The 24,033-nt window shown below is 60.6% G+C and carries 22 protein-coding genes; 16 read left to right on the forward strand and 6 right to left on the reverse strand.

Annotated features, from left to right (window positions below):
- The first annotated feature begins 49 nt into the window (after nucleotides 1-49).
- Together trmB and FHS83_RS07825 are read left to right on the forward strand one after the other, a co-directional pair.
- The gene (trmB, locus tag FHS83_RS07820; protein WP_167082434.1) at nucleotides 50-751 is read left to right on the forward strand and encodes a tRNA (guanosine(46)-N7)-methyltransferase TrmB; all 702 of its coding nucleotides are present in this window, start codon (nucleotides 50-52) and stop codon (nucleotides 749-751) included.
- Nucleotides 748-972 carry a hypothetical protein gene (locus tag FHS83_RS07825; protein ID WP_167082435.1) on the forward strand — a complete coding sequence of 75 codons (225 nt, stop codon included), beginning with the start codon at nucleotides 748-750 and terminating at the stop codon, nucleotides 970-972. Before trmB ends, FHS83_RS07825 begins: the two co-directional genes overlap by 4 nt.
- Before the next feature lie 67 nt (nucleotides 973-1,039).
- On the opposite strand, the gene FHS83_RS07830 is transcribed toward FHS83_RS07825, so the two are convergent.
- On the reverse strand, nucleotides 1,040-2,920 hold the full coding sequence (locus tag FHS83_RS07830) for an NPCBM/NEW2 domain-containing protein (RefSeq protein ID WP_167082436.1): 1,881 nt from the start codon (nucleotides 2,918-2,920) through the stop codon (nucleotides 1,040-1,042).
- A gap of 226 nt (nucleotides 2,921-3,146) precedes the next feature.
- Between FHS83_RS07830 and rimP the strand changes: the two genes are divergently transcribed.
- The 8 genes from rimP to pnp all read left to right on the forward strand — a co-directional run bounded on the left by rimP (nucleotide 3,147) and on the right by pnp (nucleotide 13,345).
- A complete protein-coding gene (rimP, locus tag FHS83_RS07835) occupies nucleotides 3,147-3,692 on the forward strand; it encodes a ribosome maturation factor RimP (protein WP_167082437.1) in 546 nt (181 codons plus the stop codon).
- Between the two features lie 2 nt (nucleotides 3,693-3,694).
- Nucleotides 3,695-5,332 carry a transcription termination factor NusA gene (nusA, locus tag FHS83_RS07840; RefSeq protein ID WP_208414293.1) on the forward strand — a complete coding sequence of 546 codons (1,638 nt, stop codon included), beginning with the start codon at nucleotides 3,695-3,697 and terminating at the stop codon, nucleotides 5,330-5,332.
- Between the two features lie 145 nt (nucleotides 5,333-5,477).
- Nucleotides 5,478-6,176, forward strand: coding sequence for an RNA-binding protein (locus tag FHS83_RS07845; protein WP_167082438.1), 699 nt, complete (start codon nucleotides 5,478-5,480; stop codon nucleotides 6,174-6,176).
- On the forward strand, nucleotides 6,173-9,232 hold the full coding sequence (infB, locus tag FHS83_RS07850; RefSeq protein WP_167082439.1) for a translation initiation factor IF-2: 3,060 nt from the start codon (nucleotides 6,173-6,175) through the stop codon (nucleotides 9,230-9,232). The genes FHS83_RS07845 and infB overlap by 4 nt, the downstream gene beginning before the upstream one ends.
- 130 nt (nucleotides 9,233-9,362) lie before the next feature.
- A complete protein-coding gene (rbfA, locus tag FHS83_RS07855; protein ID WP_167082440.1) occupies nucleotides 9,363-9,830 on the forward strand; it encodes a 30S ribosome-binding factor RbfA in 468 nt (155 codons plus the stop codon).
- On the forward strand, nucleotides 9,817-10,761 hold the full coding sequence (truB, locus tag FHS83_RS07860; protein WP_167082441.1) for a tRNA pseudouridine(55) synthase TruB: 945 nt from the start codon (nucleotides 9,817-9,819) through the stop codon (nucleotides 10,759-10,761). Before rbfA ends, truB begins: the two co-directional genes overlap by 14 nt.
- A gap of 15 nt (nucleotides 10,762-10,776) precedes the next feature.
- On the forward strand, nucleotides 10,777-11,046 hold the full coding sequence (gene rpsO / locus FHS83_RS07865) for a 30S ribosomal protein S15 (protein ID WP_167082442.1): 270 nt from the start codon (nucleotides 10,777-10,779) through the stop codon (nucleotides 11,044-11,046).
- Between the two features lie 145 nt (nucleotides 11,047-11,191).
- The gene (gene pnp / locus FHS83_RS07870; RefSeq protein WP_167082443.1) at nucleotides 11,192-13,345 is read left to right on the forward strand and encodes a polyribonucleotide nucleotidyltransferase; all 2,154 of its coding nucleotides are present in this window, start codon (nucleotides 11,192-11,194) and stop codon (nucleotides 13,343-13,345) included.
- A gap of 66 nt (nucleotides 13,346-13,411) precedes the next feature.
- Here pnp and FHS83_RS07875 read toward each other — a convergent pair whose 3' ends face one another.
- Complete coding sequence (locus FHS83_RS07875) at nucleotides 13,412-13,840, reverse strand: endonuclease domain-containing protein (protein WP_167082444.1); 429 nt, start codon at nucleotides 13,838-13,840, stop codon at nucleotides 13,412-13,414.
- 222 nt (nucleotides 13,841-14,062) lie between these two features.
- Between FHS83_RS07875 and FHS83_RS07880 the strand changes: the two genes are divergently transcribed.
- The 3 genes from FHS83_RS07880 to FHS83_RS07890 all read left to right on the forward strand — a co-directional run bounded on the left by FHS83_RS07880 (nucleotide 14,063) and on the right by FHS83_RS07890 (nucleotide 15,396).
- On the forward strand, nucleotides 14,063-14,446 hold the full coding sequence (locus FHS83_RS07880) for a hypothetical protein (protein WP_167082445.1): 384 nt from the start codon (nucleotides 14,063-14,065) through the stop codon (nucleotides 14,444-14,446).
- A gap of 74 nt (nucleotides 14,447-14,520) precedes the next feature.
- Nucleotides 14,521-14,991 (forward strand): cupin domain-containing protein, encoded by a 471-nt coding sequence (locus FHS83_RS07885; RefSeq protein WP_167082446.1) that lies wholly within the window; start codon nucleotides 14,521-14,523, stop codon nucleotides 14,989-14,991.
- 105 nt (nucleotides 14,992-15,096) lie between these two features.
- Complete coding sequence (locus FHS83_RS07890; RefSeq protein WP_167082447.1) at nucleotides 15,097-15,396, forward strand: hypothetical protein; 300 nt, start codon at nucleotides 15,097-15,099, stop codon at nucleotides 15,394-15,396.
- Here FHS83_RS07890 and FHS83_RS07895 read toward each other — a convergent pair.
- The gene (locus FHS83_RS07895) at nucleotides 15,393-15,965 is read right to left on the reverse strand and encodes a cob(I)yrinic acid a,c-diamide adenosyltransferase (RefSeq protein WP_167082448.1); all 573 of its coding nucleotides are present in this window, start codon (nucleotides 15,963-15,965) and stop codon (nucleotides 15,393-15,395) included. The genes FHS83_RS07890 and FHS83_RS07895 overlap by 4 nt on opposite strands.
- A gap of 98 nt (nucleotides 15,966-16,063) precedes the next feature.
- Between FHS83_RS07895 and FHS83_RS07900 the strand changes: the two genes are divergently transcribed.
- Together FHS83_RS07900 and polA are read left to right on the forward strand one after the other, a co-directional pair.
- Nucleotides 16,064-16,246 (forward strand): zinc-finger domain-containing protein, encoded by a 183-nt coding sequence (locus FHS83_RS07900; RefSeq protein WP_167082449.1) that lies wholly within the window; start codon nucleotides 16,064-16,066, stop codon nucleotides 16,244-16,246.
- Nucleotides 16,243-19,116 (forward strand): DNA polymerase I, encoded by a 2,874-nt coding sequence (polA, locus tag FHS83_RS07905; RefSeq protein ID WP_167082450.1) that lies wholly within the window; start codon nucleotides 16,243-16,245, stop codon nucleotides 19,114-19,116. The genes FHS83_RS07900 and polA overlap by 4 nt, the downstream gene beginning before the upstream one ends.
- A 7-nt stretch (nucleotides 19,117-19,123) precedes the next feature.
- Here the strand turns inward: polA and FHS83_RS07910 are convergent, their stop codons facing one another.
- Together FHS83_RS07910 and FHS83_RS07915 are read right to left on the reverse strand one after the other, a co-directional pair.
- On the reverse strand, nucleotides 19,124-20,830 hold the full coding sequence (locus FHS83_RS07910) for a hypothetical protein (RefSeq protein WP_167082451.1): 1,707 nt from the start codon (nucleotides 20,828-20,830) through the stop codon (nucleotides 19,124-19,126).
- A 69-nt stretch (nucleotides 20,831-20,899) separates the two neighbouring features.
- Nucleotides 20,900-21,658 carry a HesA/MoeB/ThiF family protein gene (locus FHS83_RS07915; RefSeq protein ID WP_167082452.1) on the reverse strand — a complete coding sequence of 253 codons (759 nt, stop codon included), beginning with the start codon at nucleotides 21,656-21,658 and terminating at the stop codon, nucleotides 20,900-20,902.
- A gap of 170 nt (nucleotides 21,659-21,828) precedes the next feature.
- Between FHS83_RS07915 and FHS83_RS07920 the strand changes: the two genes are divergently transcribed.
- Nucleotides 21,829-23,433 (forward strand): phosphoenolpyruvate carboxykinase, encoded by a 1,605-nt coding sequence (locus FHS83_RS07920; RefSeq protein ID WP_167082453.1) that lies wholly within the window; start codon nucleotides 21,829-21,831, stop codon nucleotides 23,431-23,433.
- 63 nt (nucleotides 23,434-23,496) lie between these two features.
- Here the strand turns inward: FHS83_RS07920 and FHS83_RS07925 are convergent, their stop codons facing one another.
- Nucleotides 23,497-24,033, reverse strand: coding sequence for a class I SAM-dependent methyltransferase (locus FHS83_RS07925; protein ID WP_167082454.1), 537 nt, complete (start codon nucleotides 24,031-24,033; stop codon nucleotides 23,497-23,499).

Genomic DNA, 24,033 nt, shown 5'->3' on the forward strand with positions numbered 1-24,033 from the left:
ATAATGGGCGGGCCGGGTTACCGGCTCGCCTTTGTTTTTGAGTGACGCGATGGCGAACGAAGAAGGCACCCCCTTCCAAAAGAAGCTTTATGGCCGCCGCAAGGGCCCTAAGCTCTCGGCCCATAAGGATAATCTGCGCCAGACGCTGCTCCCGCAGCATCGCCTGAACATTGTTCAGGGAGCCGATCCCAAAAGCTATTTCGCGGTTCCGGTCGAGGAAGTCTGGCTGGAAGTCGGCTTTGGCGCGGGTGAGCACATGCTGGCCAATGCCCGCAATCACCCCAAAGCGGGCATGATCGGGGCCGAGCCCTATGAATCGGGCGTCGCCAAGCTCCTCAGCCATATGGAAGACGACCCGCCGCCGAATTTGCGCATCCATGAAGGCGATGCCCGCGATATTCTCTTGGCGCTGCCGGATCATTCCCTCGCCAAGGTTTTCGTGCTCTTTCCCGATCCCTGGCCCAAGACCCGCCACCACAAGCGCCGCTTCATCCAAACCGAAATGCTGACGGAGTTCGCGCGGGTTTTAAAACCGGGCGGCGAATTTCGTTTTGCCAGTGATGACGCGGGCTATTTGGGTTGGACCTTGGAACGCGGGCTCGCCCATGCGGATTTCATCTGGACCGCCAAGGCTCCGGGCGATTTCGAACAGCGCCCCGCCCATTGGCCGCCGACCCGATATGAAGCCAAAGCGCTGCACGGCCCGCCGGTCTATCTCTCGTTTCTGACCAGGACTAAGGTAACGCCATGACCCAATCCGACGACGACAAAGAGCACCGTTTCGTCTGGCCGCATCCGGGCGACTTTGGTGCGATCCTGTTCGCGGCCGTGTTTCTTGCCGGGATGATCGGGGCGGTGCTGTTTCTCTTCTCCAGCCCCACCCCCGTCGAAGACCTGTTCGGGCATAAGCCCGCCGCCCAGCAGGAAAAGTCGAACGAAGTGATCCTCGACCTGCAAAACCAGAAGAAATAAAGCGGGGTGCGAGTGCCCTTCCTTTATCGTCATGGCCGGGGCGGCGCCCGGCCATGACGGGATAGGTCTACTCCACCAGGGCCGCATTGCCCCAGGCGGTCACCACAGAGGCGGTGCTGGTGGCGACGAGTTCGATGATCTTCACGCCTTTGACCTTCACATTCAGGCTTTCCGGCTTCTCGCCGAAGGCTTTGGGCGCTGTCTTGTAGAGCAGCTTGCCATCGCCATAGACCGAGAAGATCACTGGCGCGCTTTTATCCGGCGTGGAATCGTCGACACCCACTTCAGCGGTAAAGAGCTTGGCGCCGGCATTTTTCACTTCCAGCCGCGAGTTGGAGAGAATGCCGATGCCCGTATCATAGGGCTTGCCGCCCAAGGCGATGGTCTGACCATAGGGGGTCTGATCAACCTGCGCGCCGCCCCAGCCGCCATATTGGGGATGCGCCCCCGTGCCATGGGTACCGATCCAGGCCTGGTGGCGATGCACCAAGGGATCATGCATCGGCACGGTCACGCCGTCCTCAGCCGGATTCACCCGGCCGGGGATTTCCGAAAGATAGAAGCCGCCTTCCAGCCGCCGCTTGCCATCCACCAGGAAGATCTTGGTTTCGCGCGAAGCGAGGGCGAGTTTGGTTTCTTTGCGGAAATGGCTCTGCTGTTTGGTCCAAAGATCGGTGAGGGTGATGTCGCTATCTGCGGCCAGCTTCAAATGCTCCGCGGTAAGATCCACATCCATCGCGCCTTGGCCGCGATTGAACACAGCGACGGCTTTTTTGCCGTTGGCGAGGGTTTTCACGAAGATCTGCACGTCCTCGGCATCGAAGGCGATGGTGGCCTGGTTGCCGGCCTTATCCTGGTTGAGTGCGATGACATCGCTGTTGCCCACGATATCGAGCAAAGGCCCCTGCATGGCGCGGATGTCATTGCCGAGGATCAGCGGCGCGTTGATGATCGCCCACATTGCGAAATGCGATTTGGCTTCGGTCAGGTGCTGCGCATCGAAATCGCCATAGCCGACATAGAGCATATCGGGGTCGTTCCAGCCGCCGGGATGGCCATAGAGCGGGCGGCGCGCGGAGCTGTCGAAATTATGCAGCATGCGCGACCAGTTTGGGCCGAGATCGTCGCTGGTGCGCGAGATATTGCCGACATTCTTGCCCCAACTGCGCACATCGGAAGAGCCCCAGGAGCAAACCGAGAAAATGAAATCGTCATTGGGGCGGGCGGTTTCGATGGCTTCGGCCACTTGGTGATAGAGGTCGCGCACGCCCGCGATATTGGTGTTGTTGAGGTTCCAGCCATAGATCAGGGGATCGAGCACGCGATAGCGCCCTTCCTTGGTGCGCTCGCTGCCGGGGGCGTAATCGCGAATGCCGCAAGCATCCACTTTGAGGAAGTCAAAGCCCCAGGTTTTGAAATAGAGTGTCACGTCCTGCTTGATGTGGCCGTAAAGGGCGATTTCGCGTTCTTCGACGCTGCCTTTAGGCAGATAGCCATCGGGGGAGGGGTAGGCTTGTGAGCAGGAATTGCGCCCGAGATCGGAATAGATGCCTGCCTTCAGCCCCATTTTGTGCAGCTTGTCGGTAAACGGCTTGAAGCTGGTTTCTTCAGCCCCGCCAACCGCCGCTGAAGGAAACTGATCGGCGCGGATTTGCATCCGCCCGTCGGGCTGGCGCCGATGCGCCCACCAGCCATCGTCCAGGTTGATATAGCGATAGCCTTTGGCGGCGAGGCCCGTCTTCACCACGGCATCGGCGACGCCCAGGATGCGATCTTCCGAGATATTGGTGGCGAAGGTGTTCCAGCTCGACCAGCCCATCGGCGGTGTCGCCGCCGCGCCGTGTTGATAGGCGGTCCATTGCCCGCTGGGGGTGAGCTGAGAAGGACCAGCTAAAGCCGTGCCACAGCAAAGCATCAGGCCCAACAGAGCCACTGCTGATTTCGCCATCTATTTTCCGTCCCTGTGTTATCTATTTTGTATGATAAATGTACGTGCCACCCGCCGCCTGTCAATTCACGGCTGTGTCAATTGGCGGGAAAATACTAAGCCCCTCGGGGTCGCCTTGTCTTTTGACGCGATTGGGACTACATAGCCGCCATCCCAAACAACAAAATCTGTTGTGTGGCGGTCCGAAAGGTCCGCCGCGGGGAAAGGGTTTGGCTTTTTACCGAGGATGACCACCATTCTTTCGACTGTGCCCCATTTGGATCCGATCCTGACGCCCATCATCGAGGCGGCCGGGTTCTCCTTGGTGCGCCTCAGGCTGATGGGCACCAAGCACAAGACCCTGCAGATCATGGCGGAAAAGCCCGATGGCACGATGGATGTGGAAGATTGCGCCCGGCTCAGCCATGCGCTCTCCGACTTCCTCGACACCGAGCCCGATATCATCGAAGGCGAGTATTCCCTGGAAGTGTCCTCGCCGGGCATCGACCGTCCGCTGACGCGCCTGAAAGATTTCGCGCGCTGGTCCGGCCATCAGGCCAAACTCGAATTGTCCGCACCGCTTGATGGGCGCAAGCGTTTCAAAGGCACGCTTCTGGGCCTTGATGGCTCCGATGTGGTGTTCGATACCGGCAAAGAGCGGCTCAATCTGCCCTTCGCCTCCATCAGCGATGCCAAGCTGATCCTGACCGACAAGCTGATCGAAGAAGATTTCAAGGCGCGTGAGGGCGCCGAACCAAATCAAGACGCACAAGCTGCGCACCGGGAGCATTGATCATGGCGATTGCCGCTAACCGTACCGAACTTCTGCAGATTGCGGATGCCGTCGCGCGCGATAAGTCGATCGACAAGCAAGTTGTGCTCGCCGCCATGGAAGAGGCGATGCAGCGCGCTGCCAAGGCCCGTTATGGCGCCGAAAACGAAATCAAGGTCGAGATCGACCCCAAGACCGGCGAAACCCATGTTTCGCGTTATCTGCACGTTGTGGAGCAGGTTGAGAACGACAAGACCGAAATCAGCCTCGCCGAAGCCCAGGGCCGCAATCCGAGCGCCATGATCGGCGACATCATCGCCGAAACCCTGCCGCCGGTGGAATTCACCCGTATCGCCGCGCAGGGCGCCAAGCAGGTCATCGTGCAGAATGTGCGCGAGGCCGAGCGCGCCCGCCAGCATGAAGAATATAAGGACCGCATCGGCGAAATCATTCACGGCATCGTCAAGCGTTCGGAATTCGGCTCGGTGGTGGTCGATCTCGGTCGCGCCGAAGGCGTGGTGCGCCGCGATGAGATGATCCCGCGCGAAAACTTCCGCACCGGTGATCGCATCCGCGCCTATATCTATGACGTGCGTAAGGAAGCCCGCGGGCCGCAGATTTTCCTCTCGCGGTCGCATCCCCAGTTCATGGTCCGCCTCTTCGCGCAGGAAGTGCCGGAAATCTATGATGGCATCATCGAAATCCGCGCCGTGGCCCGCGATCCGGGTTCCCGCGCCAAGATCGCGGTGATCTCCAAGGATTCCTCCATCGATCCGGTCGGCGCTTGCGTCGGTATGCGCGGCGTGCGCGTGCAGGCGGTGGTGCAGGAACTGCAGGGCGAGCGTATCGACATCATTCCGTGGAGCAACGAACCGGCGACCTTCATCGTCAATGCGCTGGCCCCGGCGGAAGTCTCCAAGGTGGTGCTGGATGAAGATGCCCATCGCGTCGAAGTCGTGGTGCCGGACGAGCAGCTCTCGCTCGCTATCGGCCGCCGCGGCCAGAATGTGCGCTTGGCCTCCCAGCTCACCGGCTGGCAGATCGATATCCTGACCGAAGCCGAGGAATCGGAACGCCGTCAGAAGGAATTCGCCACCCGCACCAACCTCTTCATGGAAGCGCTCGACGTCGACGAGACGGTCGCCCAGCTTCTCGCCTCCGAAGGCTTCGCCGAAATCGAAGACGTTGCCTATGTCGACCTCAACGAGCTCGCCTCGGTGGAAGGCTTTGACGAGGAAACGGCGCAGGAGCTGCAAACCCGCGCGGTCGAGCATATCGAAGCCCGCAACAAGGAAATGGACGACAAGCGGCGCGAGCTGGGCGTGGAAGACGCCGTGCTCGAAGTCGAAGGCGTCACCACCGCGATGGCGGCCTCTTTGGGCGAACATGAGATCAAGACGCTGGAAGATCTCGCCGGTTGTGCAACCGACGATCTGCTCGGCTATTCTGAAACCAGCAAGGGCGCCGATGGAAAGACGGAGCGCGTGCGCGTTCCGGGTGCCCTGGAAGGTTTCGACCTCACCCCTGATGACGCCAATGCCATCATCATGAAAGCGCGTGTCAAAGCGGGCTGGATTGAGGCGGAAGAGCTCGAAGAAGCCGCTGAAGAAGGTGAAGACGCCCCGGCGGACGGGGAAGACGTTTCGGAAGGTGAGGCATAAACACCTGCCTCATCACCGCGTTTTGGTCATAGGCAAGCTCATTGGGACCGGATATAAGACCCGGCCTTAATGATCCGGATTTAACGAATAGGAGTAGCGCCGCTGTTTTTCGCTCTTACATCAGATATCACGGGGAGGGCGCCTCATGCTGGCGGCCACCTCGGACGATGAGAGCGCCTTGCGCGAGCGGCGCTGCATTGCTTCCGGCGATATAGCGCCGGAAGACAGGCTCGTTCGGTTTGTCGTCAGCCCGGACGGCGAGGTCGTACCCGATCTCGACGGCAAGCTGCCTGGCCGTGGCCTCTGGCTCACGGCGGATGCCAAGGCTTTCGCCAAAGCCCTCGCCAAGAACGATTTTTCCAAAGCCGCCAAGACCAAGGTCACGGCGCGTTCCGATCTTTTGGAGCATGTGGAGCGGCTTCTGACGGCCCGGCTCTTATCTGATCTCGGCATGGCGCGCAGGGCAGGGCTGGTGGATAGCGGTTTCGACCAGGTGGTGCGGGCGCTCGACAAGAAAATCCCGCCGGTGGTGTTTTTCCACGCCTGCGATGGGGCCGAGGATGGCTATCGCAAGATCTTCGCCGCGCTGCATTCGCGCGAACTTAGCGGTGAAACCATCGGAATTTTGAGCCGTGACGAACTCTCCTTGGCGTTGGGCAAGGAGAATGTGGTACATGCCGCCATCCGGCCTTCGGCCCTGGCGAATCGACTGGTTCTGAACGCGAAGAGATTGGCGGGCCTGCGCGGCTCTCGCCCCGAATTGCAAAAGACCGAATTACAAAAGAACAGCAAGCCGAACAGCAAGGAGCCCCGTCCGAAGGGGGCAAACGAAAGTAGCTTATGAGCGACACGAACGATCCCAAAAAGCCCTCCGGCGCGCATAAAACGCTGTCGCTGAAGAAGACCGAGACCTCCACGGTCAAGCAGAGCTTCAGCCATGGCCGCACCAAGGCTGTGGTGGTGGAGAAGAAGCGTACCCGGGTTGAGCCCGGCAAGCCCGCACCTGCCGCGGCTGCTCCCGCACCGGCTCAGCCCCAGGCGAGCCAGACCAAGGTCAATCCGCCGGCTAATACCGCCGCGCCTGTGACCCCGCCGCCGCAGAACCGCCCCGGCGTGGTGCTGCGTCAGCTCACTGACGAGGAAAAGGCGCGCCGTGGCGCGGCCCTCGCCGGTGCCCGCGAAGCCGAAGTGGAAGCCCGCAAGGCTGCCGAGGAAGACGCCAAGCGCCGGGCCGAAGAAGAAGCCCGAGCCCGCGCCGAACGTGAAGCGGCCGCCAAGCGCAAAGCCGAAGAGGAAGCCCGCAAGGCCGCGGAAGAAGCTGCCAAGCGCCGCGCCGAGGAAGAGGCGCAGCGCCGTCTGGAACGTGAGGAGCGCGAAGAGCGCGCCCAGGCCGCGCCGCAGTCCGAACGTCCGGCGCAAGCTCCGCAAAATACTCAACAATATCAACAGCGTCCGGCTCAGCCGCCGCGTGCTCCGCAAGGTGATCGCCCGCAAGGGGACCGTCCGCAGGGCGGTGGTTACCAGGGCGATCGCGGCCCGCGTCCGGCTGGCGGTGGTTATCAAGGTGGCGGCGATCGTGGTCCGCGCCCGGCCGGTGGTGGCTATCAGGGCGGTGGCGATCGTGGTCCTCGCCCGGCTGGTGGCGGTTATCAGGGCGGCGGTGATCGTGGTCCGCGTCCGGCTGGTGGTGGCTATCAGGGCGGCGGCGATCGTGGTCCTCGCCCGGCTGGCGGTGGTTATCAAGGTGGCGGGGACCGTGGTCCGCGTCCGGCTGGCGGTGGTTATCAGGGTGGCGGCGCTGGCGGTGGTCAGCGTGGTCCTGGTGGTTTCGGCGGTGGTGCAGGTGCGCGCGGTGGGGCAGGTTCGCCTCCGCCCGCAGCCAAGCCCGCAACGGGTGGTCCCGACGCGCCGCGTCGCCGCGCGCCCGGGGCAGAGGATGATGACCGCAAAAAAGGCGGCGTGAAAGCTCCGGTCAAAGCGCCTGCAGCCAAGAAGACTAACGAAGGTGATCGCCGTCGCGGCAAGCTGACGGTGACCAAGGCCTTGTCGGATGATGACGAGCGTACGCGTTCGGTCGCCGCCTATCGCCGTCATTTGCAGCGCCTCAACAAGGGCCAGGCCGCGCAGGCCGCGGGTCCGGTTGGTCCGCGTGAAGTCACCATTCCTGAAAACATCGCCGTTTCGGAACTGGCCAACCGTATGGCCCGCCGTGCGGTGGATGTGATCAAGGTCTTGATGAAGAACGGCATTATGGCGACGGTGAACGATATCATCGATGCCGATACCGCCGAGCTGGTGGCGACCGAATACGGCCACACCGTCAAGCGCGTTGCCGATAGCGACGTGTTGGAAGGCCTTAAGGGCGGCGATGATGATGCCGAGGATATGGTGGTGCGTCCGCCGGTCGTGACCGTCATGGGTCACGTCGACCACGGCAAAACCAGCCTGCTCGATGCCTTGCGCGCGACCGACGTGGCCGCGGGCGAAGCGGGCGGTATCACCCAGCACATCGGCGCCTATCAGGTGCAGATGCATAACGGTGCCCGCATCACCTTCCTCGACACGCCGGGCCACGCGGCCTTTACCGCGATGCGCGCGCGCGGCGCCAAGGTGACCGACATCGTCGTGCTGGTGGTTGCTGCCGACGACGGTGTGATGCCGCAAACGGTGGAAGCCATCGCCCATGCCAAGGCGGCGGGCGTTCCGATCATCGTGGCGATCAACAAGATCGATAAGGGCGACGCTGATCCGATGCGGGTCAAGACCGAGCTCTTGCAGCACGAGATCCAGGTGGAAGACCTCGGCGGCGAAACCATCGCCGTGGAAGTCTCGGCCAAGAAGCATATCGGCCTCGACAAGCTGGAAGAATACATCCTGCTCCAGGCTGAGGTGCTCGATCTGAAGGCCAATCCCTTGCGTTCGGCCGAAGGCGCCATCATCGAAGCCAAGCTTGATCGCGGCCGTGGGCCTGTGGCCACCGCCCTTGTCCAGCGCGGCACGTTGAAAGTCGGCGACATCGTCGTGGCCGGTTCCGAATGGGGCCGCGTCCGTCTGTTGCAGAACGATCGTGGCGAAACCGTCCTCATCGCGGGTCCCGCGGTGCCGGTGGAAATCCTCGGCCTTTCCGGTGCGCCGGAAGCCGGTGACGAATTCGTGGTGGTGGAAAACGAAGCGCGCGCCCGCGAGGTTACGGAATACCGTGCCCGCAAGCGCCGTGAAGCCCGCCAAGCCTCCAATTCGCGCCTCACCCTCGACCAGCTTCTCAAGACCCGCGCCGCGGGCGAAAAGAAGCTCCTGCCGCTGGTCATCAAGGCCGACGTGCAGGGGTCTGCGGAAGCCATTCAGGGTGCGCTCGCCAAGCTCGGCACTGACGAAGTGGGTGCGCAGGTGCTGCAATCCGGCGTCGGCGGTATCACCGAAAGCGATGTGATCCTGGCCCATGCCTCGGGCGCGGCGATCATCGGCTTCAACGTTCGCGCCGATAAGCAGGCGCGTGAACGGGCCAAGCGCGATGGCGTCGAAATCCGCTACTACAACATCATCTACAATGTGGTGGATGACATCAAAGCGGCGCTCTCGGGCATGCTCACCCCGGAGACCCGCGAAAAGTTCCTCGGCAACGCGGAAATCCTCGAAGTCTTCTCGATCACCAAGGTCGGCAAGGTTGCGGGCTGCCGCGTCACCGAAGGCTTGGTGCGTCGTGGTGCCAAGGTCCGCCTCATCCGCGATCACGTCGTGATCCACGAAGGCGAGCTTTCCACGCTGAAGCGCTTCAAGGATGAAGTGAAGGAAGTGCAGACCGGCCAGGAATGCGGCATGGCCTTCACCAACTATCAGGACATCATGAAGGGCGACATCATCGAAGCCTTCGAAGTCGAGACCATCCAGCGCGCCCTGTAATCGCGCGGGTTCAGTATTCCGGCCATCTCGCGCGCAAAAGCGTGGGGTGGCCGGAAATTTTTTTGACCCACCAGGTTCCAATCCTGGGTTCCTCGCGCCGGCGCGGGGAATGCTCTTCGGGAGTAGAAAAATGCCCCGTCCTCGTTCCAGAGGAAATTCACGCCCCAATCAGGGTCCCACCCAGCGCCAGCTGCGCGTCGGCGAAACGCTGCGCCATGCGCTCGCGACGGTGCTGTTTCGCGGCGATATCCGCGATCCTGATCTCGCCGGTGTCTCGGTGACGATCACCCAGGTCGTGCCCTCGCCCGACATGCGCCACGCGACCGTCTTCTGCGAGCCTTTGGGCGGCAAGGAAGCCGACAAGATCGTTTCGGCCTTGAACCGCAACAAAGCCTATTTGCGCGGCCAGATGGGCCATCTCATCGATCTCAAATTCACCCCTGATCTGCGCTTCATCGAGGATAAGTCCTTCGCCGAGGCCGAAAAAATCGAGACCATCCTGAAATCGGCCCGGGTCCAGCAGGATCTGGCCGCCGAAGAGGGCGAAGACGAAGAACAAGAAGGCGAAGAGCCCGGGGAAGAGCATGGGAAGGCGTAAAAAGGGCAATCCCGTCCATGGCTGGGTGATTGTCGATAAGCCTTTGGGCGTGACCTCTACCCAGGCCGTTTCCATCGTCCGGCGGATTTTCGATGCCCAGAAGGCGGGCCATGCCGGGACCTTGGACCCGATGGCGACCGGCGTTCTGGCGGTGGCGCTCGGGGAAGCGACCAAAACCGTGCCCTACGCCATGGACTCGGCGAAAACCTATCAGTTCACCGCCACTTGGGGGGAATCCCGCGATTCCGACGACACCGAAGGCGCTGTCACCGGCACCTCCGACAAGCGCCCGACGCGGGAAGAGATCGAAGCCCTTTTGCCCCGCTTTACCGGGCCTATCTCTCAGATTCCACCCAGCTATTCGGCGATCAAGGTCGATGGCGAGCGGGCCTATGACATCGCCCGGGACGGCGAAGAGGTCCATTTGGACGCCCGAACAGTGTTCGTTTCCTCGGTCCGGATCGTGGATATGCCTGATCCAAACCAAACGCTGTTCGAAATGCATTGCGGGAAGGGCACTTATGTACGTGCCTGGGCCCGCGATATGGGTCAGGCGCTCGGCTGCCTGGGCCATGTTTCAGCCTTGCGCCGGACGCAGGTGGGGTCATTCCGCGTCGAAGACGCCACCCCCCTGGAAACCTTGAAGGGTTTTATGCATAGTCCGGCCGCTTTTGAGCACTTGCGGCCCTTATCGACGGCGCTGGACGGCATCCCGGCGCTTGCCATTACGGGCCAAGACGTTACTCGCCTAAGAAGCGGTAATCCGATTCTGATCCGTCCGAACATGTTCGCGCGGATCACGGAAAGCCATTCCGGTGACGACGTCCAAGGGCTCACGGTCTATTGCGCGACCGGTGAAGGCGAACCCGTGGCACTCACGGAATTCGCAGCCGGCGAGTTAAGGCCGTTTCGCGTGTTTAACTTCGGATGACCGGAAAGAAATACAATGACGATTACCGTAGAACGTAAAGCTCAGCTTATCTCTGAATATGCGACGAAGCCGGGCGATACCGGTTCGCCGGAAGTGCAGGTGGCGGTGCTCTCCGAGCGCATTACCAACCTGACGGAGCATTTTAAGGGTCACGCCAAAGACCATCACTCGCGCCGCGGTCTGATCAAGATGGTCAACCAGCGCCGCAGCCTGCTCAACTACATCAAAGGCATCGACGTGAAGCGCTATGAAGCGCTGATCGCGCGTCTGGGACTGCGCCGCTGATCGCGGGCCGATCCAAACAAGCTTTGAATGGAAGCACGCGCCTCCTTGTGGGGGCGCGTGCGCTCGGATTCTTGCCCGCCTGAAGCGCGGCTTGAAAATGCCGCACGGCAATCCGGCCGCGCGGGAATGAAGGAATACATCTGAAATGTTCAATATAACCCGCGAGGAAATCGACTGGGGCGGCCGCAAGCTGGTGCTTGAAACCGGCAAGATCGCTCGTCAGGCCGACGGCGCCGTTCTGGCCACCTATGGTGAGACCGTTGTGCTGGCCACTGTCGTCGGCGCCAAGGCTCCGAAGCCCGGCATCGACTTCTTCCCTCTGACCGTCAACTACCAGGAAAAGTATTTCGCCGCGGGCAAGATCCCGGGCGGCTATTTCAAGCGTGAAGGCCGTCCGACGGAGCGCGAGACCTTGATCTCGCGCCTGATCGACCGCCCGATCCGCCCCTTGTTCGCCGATGGCTACAAGAACGAGACCCAGGTCATCGTGACCGTTCTCTCCCATGACATGGAGAACGACCCCGATGTGCTCGCGATGGTCGCCGCTTCTGCCGCCCTCACCATTTCCGGTCTGCCGTTCATGGGTCCGATTGGTGCTGCGCGCGTTGGCTATATCAATGGCGAATACGTCCTCAACACCACTGTCGATCAGTTGCCGGAATCTCAGCTCGAACTCACCGTCGCCGGTACCGCCGATGCGGTGCTGATGGTGGAATCCGAAGCTCAGGAACTCTCCGAAGAGATCATGCTCGGCGCCGTGATGTTCGGCCATAAGTCGTTCCAGCCGGTGATCGATGCGATCATCCGTATGGCCGAGAAGGCCGCCAAGGAACCGCGCGATCTGCCCGTCAACGACACCAAGGACATCATTGCCAAGGTGAAGGATTTCGTCGGCGCTGAATTGCTGGCTGCTTTCCAGATTCCGGAAAAGCAGGTCCGCTACGCCAAGAAGGACGAGATCAAGGCCAAGGCCGCCGCTGAGTTCACCGGCGAAGGCAAGCTCGACGACAACAAGTTCGGTGCCGTTTGGCACGATGTCGAAGCCCAGGTCATGCGCAACATGGTGCTCGACACCAAGAAGCGTATCGACGGGCGCGATCTCGTCACCGTCCGCCCGATCGTGGCTGAAGTCGGCATCCTGCCGCGCACCCATGGTTCGGCGCTGTTCACCCGCGGTGAAACCCAGGGCCTCGTTGTTGCCACCCTCGGCACCGGCGAAGACGAGCAGATGATCGACAGCCTGGAAGGCACCTACAAGCAGAACTTCATGCTGCACTACAATTTCCCCCCCTATTCGGTGGGTGAAACGGGCCGCATGGGATCGCCGGGCCGCCGTGAAATCGGCCATGGCAAGCTTGCCTGGCGCGCCATCCATCCGATGCTGCCGAAGAAGGACGAGTTCCCCTACACCATTCGTCTGGTCTCCGAGATCACCGAGTCCAACGGCTCGTCCTCGATGGCGACGGTGTGCGGCTCCTCCCTGGCGCTGATGGATGCGGGCGTTCCGATTTCGCGTCCCATCGCCGGTATCGCCATGGGCCTGATCCTCGAAGGCGACCGCTATGCGGTTCTCTCCGACATCCTGGGTGATGAAGATCACCTCGGCGATATGGACTTCAAAGTGGCCGGCACCGAAATGGGCGTCACCTCTTTGCAGATGGACATCAAGATCGCCGGCATCACCGAAGAGATCATGAAGGTTGCCCTGCATCAGGCTAAGGGCGGCCGCATGCATATCCTCGGCGAAATGGCGAAGGCCATCACCTCGGCCCGTTCGGAACTTGGCGAACATGCCCCGCGCATCGAAACCATCCACATTCCAACCGATAAGATCCGTGAAGTGATCGGCTCGGGCGGCAAGGTGATCCGTGAGATCGTCGAAAAGACCGGCGCCAAGATCAACATCGAGGACGACGGCACGGTGAAGATCGCCTCTGCCGAAGCCGAGTCGATCCGCGCCGCTCTGAAGTGGATCAAGTCGATCGTGGCCGAGCCGGAAATCGGCGAGATCTACGACGGCAAGGTCGTGAAGGTGATGGATTTCGGCGCCTTCGTGAACTTCTTCGGACCCAAGGACGGCCTCGTCCACATCTCCGAATTGGCCGCCAAGCGCGTCGCCAAGACTTCGGACGTGGTCAAGGAAGGCCAGGCTGTGAAGGTGAAGCTTTTGGGCTTCGATGATCGCGGCAAGGTGCGCCTCTCCATGAAGGTCGTCGATCAGGAAACCGGCGAAGACCTCACCAAGAAGCAGGCCGAAGAAGCCGCCGCAGCGGCCAGCGAAGCGCCCAAGGCTGAATAAGCTTTAGGTTCTTGCGTTATATGAAACCGCCCGGCGAGCAATCTCCGGGCGGTTTTGTTTTGAATTTCACCTCGCCCCCTTTGGGGGAGAGGTCGAAATGCGCAGCATTTCGGGTGAGGGGGCTGTCAACGTCCGAAAAACCTCATCGAGAACAACCTCCGGCATCCGCAGGAATTCGTCATTCCAATAGCGCAGCACGACAAAGCCACTTGCCTTCAAATACGCGGTGCGTTCCGCGTCGTACTCTTCATGCTCAGCCAGCCCATGCTGGCCGCCATCAAGCTCGACGATCAGCTTCTGTTCGATACAAACGAAATCGGCGATGTATGGTCCAATCGGATATTGGCGCTTGAATTTGTGGCCGCCGAATTTTCGCCCGCGCACCGCGAACCAGAATTTCTTTTCCGCATCGGTGGGGTCATGGCGCATGCGCCGCGCATGTGAAATCAGCCTCTGTCCGGCTGCGCGGCGATGTATCGTTTTCTGAGAGACCATCGCTCCCCCTCACCCGCCCGGCTACGCCGGTCGACCTCTCCCCCAAGAGGGGGCGAGGTTAGCACGTCTTTCACCTCTCCCCATTTCCGGGGGGAGAGGTCGGAGCGAAGCGACGGGTGCGGGGGTATCTACGCTTGGAAACGTATTCCAGAAACACAACCACCCCTTGAAATCCAGATTTCAGTCCTAAATCCATAAGGGTCGTCGGTTTGGAGTCCCGGAATGAACACGTCTGGTCCGGCAGAGAGCGCCCTTTTCGATGCCCCTGAGGCTATCCTGCTGCATGCAAAGTTTCTGGCGATGCGGCAGGAACTTCAGGGACTTATGGTCAAAAAGGCCGACTGGAACGTCAAAAAAGCAAAATTGAAAAAGCGTCGCCGCTGGAGCACGAAGCGCCAGCTTGTTCCGCCCGCCCAGCGGCACAAACTGCTTCGTCCCTCCGGTGCGCAGGAGGGTAATGAGAACCGGCTTAGCCACGGCAAACGCACCCGCGACCGCGAACTTTTCCGCGCCATGATCCGCAGCCATGTGCGCGCGGGCAAAATCCTTGTGACCGCGGTGCGGGTGGAGCGGAAAAAGAAGAAAGAGGCTGCGCGCGCCGCATAGCGCCTCCCGCAAAACCGGGCTTGCGCCTTTAGGCAAAGCTCCGCGAAGCTCATCGTGCCAAGAAGGAGAGGCCCATGCCCAAGATCGACATTGCATCTGTGCCCGAGATCAAGCGTTGCGGCTATCCTTCACCGCTCGATCAAAACTGTCTCGATCGTGTGCGCAAAGCCTTGGGCGATGCAGGTGGGCTCACGCAGTTCGGCGTCAATCTTCTCACCTTGATGCCCGGCGTGTGGTCCTCGCAGCGCCATTGGCATGATGTGGAAGACGAATTTGTCTTTGTGCTTTCAGGCGAGGTGACGCTTGTTAGCGATAAGGGCGAAGAGATTTTGAAAGCTGGCGAATGTGCTGCTTTCCCGAAGGGCGTCCCCGATGGGCATCATCTGATCAACAAATCTTCGGCGCCCGTGGTGGTGCTGGAAATCGGCACGCGCACGCCGGGTGATACCGACATGTGCTATTACCCCGATCAGGATCTGGTATGGGATGGCCCCAAAGGCGTCTACACCCACCGCGATGGCACGCCTTACCCGCCCAAAAAATGACGAGCGGCGCATAAGATGGTTAACCGCGCGCCTTCCCCTTGTTTACGCTAATCGCCTGAACTAGCGTCACAAAAGCGGGGTAGGTCTGGGGCACGGGGGAAGACCATGTACGCGTTCATGCGCCTGTTCAGTCTGTTTCTGGTGGTCATCGCGCTGATGTTTTTGGGCGCTGATGCCATCACCTCTCTCGAGCATCCGGGCCGCATCACAGTGCGCTCCTTCGAAGTGGTTTGGGGCCTCTTCGATACGGGCTCACTCGCAGGCTTTAAGGCCTGGGTCGCGACTCTGCCGGGTTGGCTTGCCAATATCGTCTATTCTGCGCTCGCCATTCCGGCTTGGGCGATTGGCGTGATCGGCGTGGTGCTGGCCTTCGTCTTTGGCCGCAACCGCGAAGACGAAGCCTAATCGCGGTTCTTGCCTGGCACCCAAAGCACGTCATCGCCTTTGTTAGCGGCGCGGCTCATTACGAAGAGATGGTCAGAAAGCCGGTTGATGTAGCGCAGCGCCGGCGCGCCGACCAATTCGTGTTTGGCGAGAGAGACCATCAGCCTTTCGGCGCGGCGCACAATGGTGCGGGCGAGGTGCAGCTCCGCCGCCAGCGCTGTTCCGCCCGGCAGCACGAAAGAGTTGAGCGGGGCGAGGGCTTCGTTCATCGCATCGATCTCGTGTTCCAGCCGCTCGACCTGCGATTCCTGGATACGCAGATGCGGGCCTTCCTCGCCCTCTTTTTCCGGCACGCAGAGATCGGCGCCAAGATCGAAAAGATCGTTCTGGATGCGAAAGAGCATGCCATCCCAAGGGGCATTTTCAGGTCCGGTCGCGCAAAGCCGGGCAATCCCCAGCGCCGCATTGGCCTCATCCACCGTGCCATAGGCTTCCACCCGAAGGGCATCCTTATCCACGCGGGAGCCGTCACCTAATCCGGTTTGACCTTGGTCGCCGGTTTTGGTGTAGATGCGGTTGAGTTTGACCATGTTCCCGACCTTATAGCGCCGCTTCTGCCTGTCAAAGCGGTTGCCTCCCGGACGGGGCAGATTATCATCCTGCCGCCCAAGAGAATGGACCTGAAACCATGGCCGTTGAAGCGCCCGAAATCATCGAAGTGGACACCACCCGCGTCGTCTGTGACGGGTCTGGAGGCGCGCTCGGCCATCCTCGCGTCTATCTGGAGATGGGCGATGAGGGTTTTGTCGAATGCCCCTATTGCGACCGCCGCTATGTCTTGAAGGCCGGGGCTGAAGGCCAAGGGCATTGAGCACCCTGAAAGCGGGGGATCACCTCTATCTCATCGACGGCTCGGGCTATCTCTTCCGGGCCTATCACGCCTTGCCGCCGCTGACGCGCAAATCCGACGGGCTGCCCACCGGGGCAGTTTCCGGTTATTGCAACATGCTGTGGAAGCTGCTCGAGGACATGAAGGACGGCGATAAGCCGACTCACCTCGCGGTGATCTTCGATGCGGCCAAACAGACCTTCCGCAACGACATTTACCCCGCCTACAAGGCGAACCGTCCGCCGGCGCCGGAAGATTTGATTCCCCAATTTCCCCTGGTGCGCGATGCGACGCGCGCCTTTGGCGTGGCTTGTGTGGAGCTGCCGGGCTTCGAAGCGGACGATCTTATCGCCACCTATGCGCGGCTGGCGCGCGAGGCGGGCGCCCGCTGCACCATCGTCTCTTCCGATAAAGACCTGATGCAGCTTGTCGAAGATGGCAAGGTCCAGCTCTTCGACACCATGAAGAACAAGCGCATCGGCTCGGCCGAGGTGATGGAAAAATTTGGCGTGCCGCCTTCGAAAGTGATCGATGTGCAGGCCCTCGCCGGCGATAGCGTCGATAATGTGCCGGGCGTGCCGGGCATCGGCATCAAGACTGCCGCCGAGCTGATCAACACCTATGGCGATCTCGAAACCCTGCTGACGCGGGCGGGCGAAATCAAGCAGCCCAAGCGGCGCGAGACCTTGCAGGTCAATGCGGAGAACGCCCGCGTCTCCTATCGGCTGGTGCGGCTCGAAGATCACGCCACCATCACCGAACAACCGGACAGTTTCGCAGTGCGCGAGCCGGTCGCGTCTGAGCTGGTGGCATTTCTCACTGCTATGGAATTTGCTTCGCTGACCAAGCGCGCCATCGCCCATTACGGCATCAGCGATGCCGATGCGGTGGTGGCCGAAGTTGGGCTCGCCGCGGAAAGCAACAAGCAGGTCGCGGCAGCGGAAGCGGTGAAATGCGAAGTCGGCGTGGTCGCCCATCGCGACGCCATCTTAGCTCCCGTCGATCACTCTAAATACGAAACCGTCACGAACCCTGAACGGCTCGATTGGTGGATTAGCCGCGCCCGTGCCCAAGGCTATGTTGCTGTCGATACCGAGACGACCTCGCTCGATGCCATGCAGGCCGGGCTTTGCGGCGTGTCGCTGGCGATTGCCCCGAACGAGGCGTGCTATATCCCTTGCGGCCATGTCCCGCCGGGCGGGCTTGATCTCATGGGCGGCGGCGAAACCACGCTCACCCAGATGCGCGAGGCGGTGCTGCTGGACCAGTTGAAACTGCTCTTGGAAGACGATTCCGTTCTCAAGATCGGGCAGAACTTCAAATACGACTTCACCATCTTCCAGCAGCGCGGTATTCGCGTCACGCCTATCGATGACACCATGCTGATGAGTTATGTCCTCGATGCGGGGCTGCATGGCCATGGCATGGATGAGCTCTCCGAGCTGCATTTCCAGCACAAGCCGATCTCGTTTTCCGAAGTTGCGGGCAAGGGCAAAGACAAGATCACCTTTGACTGCGTGCCGATTCCGGAAGCAACCCGCTATTCGGCGGAAGATTCCGATGTCACTTTGCGGCTTTGGATGCTCTTGAAGCCGCGCCTCCTCGCCGAGAAAAAACGCACCGTCTATGAAACCCTCGAGCGGCCGCTTCTGCCGGTGCTGGCGGATATGGAGCGCGAAGGCATCACTATCGATCCTGACCTGTTGCGCCGCCTCTCCAATGATTTCGCACAAAGCATGGCGGGTTTCGAAAAAGAAATCGCAGAGCTCGCGGGCGAGACATTCAATGTCGGCTCGCCCAAACAGCTTGGCGATATTCTCTTCGGCAAGATGAAATTGCCCGGCGGGCAGAAGACCAAGACCGGTGCCTGGTCCACCGATGCCAGCGTGCTCGAGGATCTCGCCGCGCAAGGTCACGAACTGCCGCAAAAGGTTTTGGAATGGCGCACGCTTTCAAAGCTGCGCGGCACCTATACCGATGCGCTGCCAACCTACATCAACCCCAAAACGGGCAGGGTGCATACGAGTTTCGCCATGGCCGCGGCGGCGACCGGGCGTCTGGCCTCCACCGATCCCAATATCCAGAACATCCCGATCCGCACGGCGGAAGGGCGCAAAATTCGTCAGGCCTTCATCGCGCCCAAGGGCAAGAAGCTCATCAGCGCCGACTATAGCCAGATCGAGCTGCGCCTCTTCGCCCATATCGCCAATATCCCGGAACTCAGGAAAGCCTTTGCCGACGGGCTCGATATTCATGCCATGACGGCGTCGGAAATCTTCGGTGTGCCAGTGGAAGGCATGCCGGGCGAAGTGCGCCGTAGAGCCAAGGCGATCAATTTCGGCATCATCTATGGCATCTCATCTTTTGGCCTTGCCAATCAGCTTGGTATCGGGCGCGGCGAGGCGGACGAGTACATCAAGAAGTACTTCCAGCGGTTCCCCGGCATCCGCGACTACATGGAAACGACCAAGGCCTATGCGCGCGAGCATGGCTATGTCGAAACCCTGTTCGGGCGCCGCGTGCATATCCGCGAGATCAATTCCAAGCAGCCGGGCTTTCGCGGCGGGGCTGAACGCGCCGCCATCAATGCGCCGATTCAAGGTACTGCGGCAGATATCATCCGCCGCGCCATGATCCGCATGCCTGGAGCACTGGCGGAGGCGGGGCTATCGTCCCGCATGCTTCTGCAGGTGCATGACGAATTGGTATTCGAGGCCTGCGATGCGGAGGTCGAGAAAACCCAGGCCGTCGCGGTGAAGGTGATGGAGCAAGCACCGCTGCCGGTGATGCAGCTCTCGGTCAAACTCACTGTGGAAGCGCGCGCCGCCGATAATTGGGACGCCGCGCACTAACCCCGCGCTAGGCTGCGATCGTCTTCAGCGTCGCCTGCGAAAGCCCCGCCTTGGAAAGGCTGTCGAGGAGGCCGCTGACGGCTTCCTCGCGGTCTGGCGCTTGCGCGATATAGCCGGTGAGAAAGCCTGGTTGGCCGATATAGCTCGCCAGCATCTGGCGCGCTTTGGTGGTCATCCTCGGTGTGGTGAAGGTGCCCGCCGTCATCAGCTTTAAGATAAGCTGGGTTTTTTCCACCCCACTCACCGGCTTTTTGTCGATGCTTTCGAAGATGCGGTTCTTGGCTTCGACATTGGCGGCGATTTTGTCGAGGACTTCGGCGATTTCCGCGCGCTGGTTTTCCTGCAAGCCGGAGCGCTTCACGCGATCCTGCAATGCACCAAGCTGCTGTAAGCGCTGCACCGGCGGCAGTTTCGAATTCTGGTAATACTCCTCGAAACCCGAGCCCGTGATCACCGGTGCCACGAAATCGGCGAGCCGGCGCTTGTTTTCTGCACCGATGATGTTCTCCTCGACGAACAGAATGCGCTCGAGTTTGGTGTCTGGCGGGATGCCCGTCAGATAAGGCGCGAGCGTCTCCGCAGTGATGAGACGCTGGCTTCTCAGCACGAAGGCCGAGATCAGGTCTTCATGGCTGAGATATTTGCCGATCCCTCTGACCAGAAGATTGGCGATCTGGCGCAGGGTCTTGAATTCGTCTTCCAGGGAATTGGGGCAAAGCCGCTTGAAGGAGCGGATTTCGGTCAGAATGCGCTGTGCGATGGCGATGCGCGCATTGGGCAGGCGATCGGCACCGAATTGGCGGGTCAGCGCCACCAGCCCTTCGCGGCCCTCGCTTTCGTCGGGCTCGCGTCCCAGAAAGAGCTTCACCAGCGCCATCAGCGCGGTGCCGTGGGTCTCCTTATCGCCGATCACTTCGCGCAGCCCCGCGGCCCCGTTCAGGACTTCGGAGATGAGATTATCAACGCAGGCAAATAACAGCTTGGCGCCCGGCGTTTCACCTTCAGCCTCAGCCATCAACTGCATCAGCCGGGCAACTTTGTCGTCCCAGCCCTTGGCATCCTTGGCAAGGTAATAGGCAAGCGAGCCGTTCAGGAGATAGGTGCCTTCCGGCGTCTCCGCGAGCTTTTCGGCCAGCGGCAGGAAACCGCCAGGCATGGTCTCGACGAAGCGCCCCTTCTCATGATCGCGATAGACGCGATGCATCGCCTGGGTGGTGAGTTCGTGTAAGCCGCGGATGATCTTGGTGAGCTGGTTTTCTCCGCTCGCTGCTTGCGCCACGGCTACACGCTGGATGGCATGCTGCAGGGCGGTGCCAGTCGCTTCCAGCCGCTCCAGAAGATCAGCGCGATGGCCGAGCTCGGTCACCGTCACCTTGTAGCGGGAGAGGAAGTCCGGCAGCACCTGCGCGATGGTCTTGCGCGCATGATAGGAATAAAGGTCATCGACCTTGAAACAGGGAGAGCTTGGCACGTCTTCGTGCAAACCACGCGTTTTGGCTTTCACTTCGCCATGCTCGAAAACTTTGAGGGAGAGATAATCGCCGGTCTCTTCATTGAATGTTTCCTTGATCACCTTCACGCCAACGGCATCGCCGTTAATTAGGCTCTGGGCGAATTTAAGCGCATCCTCGCGTTCCTCGCGCACCTCTACGAGGGACCAGCTTCCTGCCGCCCCCCGCCGGCGGAAGATCTCGTAGTGGATTTGTTTCGCCATTTTATGTCAGTCCCGGACCCCAATTTACTGGAATTAAGCTAAGGGACGGCTTTTAAGCGCTGGTTAAATCTATGCTCTGGGCTTTCCACAAAGCGGGCAATTCGGATCAGGTTTTAAGGTGAGTGTCCGAAAGCGCGTATCCAGTGCTTCATAGATCAAAAGTTTGCCAGCCATACTTTCACCCGCGCCGGTTATTTCTTTCAAGATTTCCAGAGCTTGCAGTGATCCCATAACGCCCGCCGCAGCGCCCAGCACACCTGCTTCTGTACATGGGCGTACTGCGCCGCGCGGCGGCTCTTCCGGAATAAAGCAGCGGTAACAAGGTTTGCCGCCCTCATGAAATGTCGCGAGCTGGCCGGAAAACTCCGTCACCGCAGCGCTTACAAGTGTTTTTTTGAGCGCAAAGCAGGTGTCGGCGATGAGAAAGCGGGTGGTGAAATTATCTGATCCATCGGCCACGATATCAAAGCCGCCGATGATCTCTTTCGCGTTTTCCGCTGTCAGCTTGGTGCGAAAGGTCTCTATCTTCACGTTGGGGTTGATGGCGTTGGCATTGTCCTTGGCCGAGTCGATTTTCAGCCGTCCGATATCGGCGGTGCGATGGGCAATCTGGCGCTGCAGGTTGGAAAGGCTCACCGCATCGAAATCGACGATGCCGATGGTGCCGACACCGGCTGCGGCGAGATACAGGATCATCGGGCTGCCGAGCCCTCCCGCGCCCACCACCAGCACCTTGGCCGCTTTGATTTTCGCCTGTCCGGTTCCGCCCACCTCGCGCAACACGATGTGGCGGGCATAACGCTCAAGTTCGGTTTCGGAAAAACTCATGGCTTGCTCTTACTCCAGCGGGCCCGCTTCGGCCACGCAAGATTGTGAGGGGAGTGCGACAATTCCGGCTCTAGGATTGCGGGAATGATGCGGGAAATATCTCGCAAGTTTCTCGTGTTGCGGTGAAACAATGCGCCTCCTAGGCTTTGGCAGGCGGCGGGAGGACCGGCATGGCCGAGATCGCAAACAGCACGAATTTCAGGGATTTGGAAAAAGCGAACGCTGTTCGCCAGAACCTATCAGAGCCGCGTCTGGTGGAGCTTTCCCTTTTGCGAGGAGAGGCGCGGTTATCGTGCGACGGCGCGCTGGTGGCGCTCACCGGCCAGCATACGGGCCGCTCAGCTTCCGACAAATACGTCGTGAAGGACGCCGCCACCGAGGAAAAAGTCTGGTGGGAGGCAAATAAGGCGCTCTCGCCGGAAGCTTTCGCCCGGCTCAGAGACGACATGCTCGCCTATGCGGCGAACAAAGAACTGTTCATCCAGGATTTGTGGGGCGGGGCTGATCCCGCCCATCGTTTACCGGTCAGGGTGTTTACCGAATATGCCTGGCACTCGCTCTTCATCCGCCATCTGCTTATCCGCCCGGACGCGGTGGGGCTGAAGGATTTTGCGCCCGAGTTCACCATTCTTGGTCTTCCCGGCTTCAAGGCCGAACCGGCGCGCCACGGCTGCACCAGCTCCACCATCATCGCCATCGATATTTCCCGGCGCCTCGTTCTGATCGCGGGCACGTCCTATGCGGGCGAGATGAAGAAATCCGTCTTCACGCTCCTCAATTACCTATTGCCGGAAAAAGGCGTGATGCCGATGCATTGCTCGGCCAATGCTGGGCAGAAGGGTGATGTTGCGATCTTCTTCGGCCTTTCCGGCACCGGCAAGACGACGCTTTCCGCAGACTCCTCACGCGAGCTCGTCGGTGATGACGAACATGGCTGGGGCGAGAACGGCATCTTCAATTTCGAAGGCGGTTGTTACGCCAAGGTGATCAAGCTCTCACGCGAAGCCGAGCCCGAGATTTACGCCACCACCGAACGTTTCGGCACGGTCTTGGAGAATGTCGTCTGCCATCCTGAGACCGGCGCGCTTGATCTTGATGATGACCGCTATACCGAAAACACCCGCGCGGCCTATCCCATTCATTTCATCCCGCATGCGAGCGAGACCGGGCGCGTCGGCCATCCCGCCAATGTGATCATGCTGACGGCGGATGCCTTTGGTGTCTTGCCGCCGATCGCAAAACTCTCGCCCAGCCAGGCGATGTATCACTTCCTCTCGGGCTTCACCGCGCGTCTGGCAGGCACGGAAAAAGGCATGGGCCGCGAGCCCGAGCCGACTTTCTCCACCTGTTTCGGCGCGCCCTTTATGCCGTTGCACCCGAGCGTCTATGGAAATCTCTTGCGCGATCTGATCGACAAACATGATTGCGATTGCTGGCTGGTCAATACCGGCTGGAATGGCGGCCCGGCTTCGGCGGGCGGCAAACGTATGCCAATCAAACTAACCCGCACGCTGCTGCATGCCGCCCTCGATGGCTCTTTGGCGGAAAGCGAATGGGTGCATGATCCGGTATTCGGTTTCCGCATTCCCAAAGCGGTGACGGGCGTCGAAACGAATGTGCTGTTCCCGCGTGAATCCTGGCCGGATAAAGCCGCGTATGACGCGCAAGCCAAACGCCTCGCCGATCTCTTCCGCGATAATTTCAGGAAGTTCCTGCCTTATGTCGACGAACGCGTCCTGCGCGCCGCCGAACACATCGCAGGTGCGGCGGGGTAGTGCGTGCTCCGAGGCCAAATCGCAGCGCAATTCCGCGTGCTTGAACGCGCGGCTGCGAAGCATTCATCCCCGCCGGTACACCCACACCGCCGCGGGCGGCAGGTTTTTCCAGATGCGCGTCGCTTTATGCACTGTCGCGCCTTCGGGCGGCTCAACTGGAGCGTTCCAACCATAAGAGAACTGCACGAAAGGCGCGCCCTTTGGCATCGCCATCAGCGCGGATGCGATCAGCGCACGGTCTTCATCGCGTCCGTAATTGAGCAGTGGCAAGCCGGAGATAACGCTGGAAAAGCGCAAGCCCGGTGTCAGCGCCGCGAATGAAAACGCATCGCCTTGCAGGATGCCAACGCCCGGAAAACGTCTGCGCAAAGCCGCCGCGAAGCTTGCATCATATTCGATGGCGGTGAGGCGTGAGGGAGGAAGACCCGCTTCTAACAGCGCCGCCGTGAAGGCGCCGCTGCCCGGGCCAAGCTCCAGGACATCGCCAGAGAGATCGGCTTCCGCCACCACGGCGCGCGCCAGAAAAGCGCCCGAAGGGGCGATCGCACCAACACGCTTGGGGTGAGCCAGGAAGCGCGCAAAGAAGGGCGCGCTTGCCAT

Source organism: Rhizomicrobium palustre, assembly GCF_011761565.1.
Classification (GTDB): Bacteria; Pseudomonadota; Alphaproteobacteria; order Micropepsales; family Micropepsaceae; genus Rhizomicrobium; species Rhizomicrobium palustre.

Excerpts from the sequence above, each read along its gene's own strand:
- rimP (WP_167082437.1), top strand. The coding sequence starts at position 3,147 with ATGACCACCATTCTTTCGACTGTGCCCCATTTGGATCCGATCCTGACG.
- FHS83_RS07845 (WP_167082438.1), top strand. The coding sequence starts at position 5,478 with ATGCTGGCGGCCACCTCGGACGATGAGAGCGCCTTGCGCGAGCGGCGC.
- FHS83_RS07890 (WP_167082447.1), top strand. The coding sequence starts at position 15,097 with ATGTACGCGTTCATGCGCCTGTTCAGTCTGTTTCTGGTGGTCATCGCG.
- trmB (WP_167082434.1), top strand. The coding sequence starts at position 50 with ATGGCGAACGAAGAAGGCACCCCCTTCCAAAAGAAGCTTTATGGCCGC.
- rbfA (WP_167082440.1), top strand. The coding sequence starts at position 9,363 with ATGCCCCGTCCTCGTTCCAGAGGAAATTCACGCCCCAATCAGGGTCCC.
- FHS83_RS07875 (WP_167082444.1), bottom strand. The coding sequence starts at position 13,840 with ATGGTCTCTCAGAAAACGATACATCGCCGCGCAGCCGGACAGAGGCTG.
- FHS83_RS07915 (WP_167082452.1), bottom strand. The coding sequence starts at position 21,658 with ATGAGTTTTTCCGAAACCGAACTTGAGCGTTATGCCCGCCACATCGTG.
- FHS83_RS07880 (WP_167082445.1), top strand. The coding sequence starts at position 14,063 with ATGAACACGTCTGGTCCGGCAGAGAGCGCCCTTTTCGATGCCCCTGAG.
- FHS83_RS07825 (WP_167082435.1), top strand. The coding sequence starts at position 748 with ATGACCCAATCCGACGACGACAAAGAGCACCGTTTCGTCTGGCCGCAT.
- nusA (WP_208414293.1), top strand. The coding sequence starts at position 3,695 with ATGGCGATTGCCGCTAACCGTACCGAACTTCTGCAGATTGCGGATGCC.
- FHS83_RS07895 (WP_167082448.1), bottom strand. The coding sequence starts at position 15,965 with ATGGTCAAACTCAACCGCATCTACACCAAAACCGGCGACCAAGGTCAA.
- rpsO (WP_167082442.1), top strand. The coding sequence starts at position 10,777 with ATGACGATTACCGTAGAACGTAAAGCTCAGCTTATCTCTGAATATGCG.
- FHS83_RS07910 (WP_167082451.1), bottom strand. The coding sequence starts at position 20,830 with ATGGCGAAACAAATCCACTACGAGATCTTCCGCCGGCGGGGGGCGGCA.
- FHS83_RS07830 (WP_167082436.1), bottom strand. The coding sequence starts at position 2,920 with ATGGCGAAATCAGCAGTGGCTCTGTTGGGCCTGATGCTTTGCTGTGGC.
- pnp (WP_167082443.1), top strand. The coding sequence starts at position 11,192 with ATGTTCAATATAACCCGCGAGGAAATCGACTGGGGCGGCCGCAAGCTG.
- truB (WP_167082441.1), top strand. The coding sequence starts at position 9,817 with ATGGGAAGGCGTAAAAAGGGCAATCCCGTCCATGGCTGGGTGATTGTC.
- FHS83_RS07925 (WP_167082454.1), bottom strand. The coding sequence starts at position 24,033 with ATGGCAAGCGCGCCCTTCTTTGCGCGCTTCCTGGCTCACCCCAAGCGT.
- FHS83_RS07920 (WP_167082453.1), top strand. The coding sequence starts at position 21,829 with ATGGCCGAGATCGCAAACAGCACGAATTTCAGGGATTTGGAAAAAGCG.
- FHS83_RS07885 (WP_167082446.1), top strand. The coding sequence starts at position 14,521 with ATGCCCAAGATCGACATTGCATCTGTGCCCGAGATCAAGCGTTGCGGC.
- infB (WP_167082439.1), top strand. The coding sequence starts at position 6,173 with ATGAGCGACACGAACGATCCCAAAAAGCCCTCCGGCGCGCATAAAACG.
- FHS83_RS07900 (WP_167082449.1), top strand. The coding sequence starts at position 16,064 with ATGGCCGTTGAAGCGCCCGAAATCATCGAAGTGGACACCACCCGCGTC.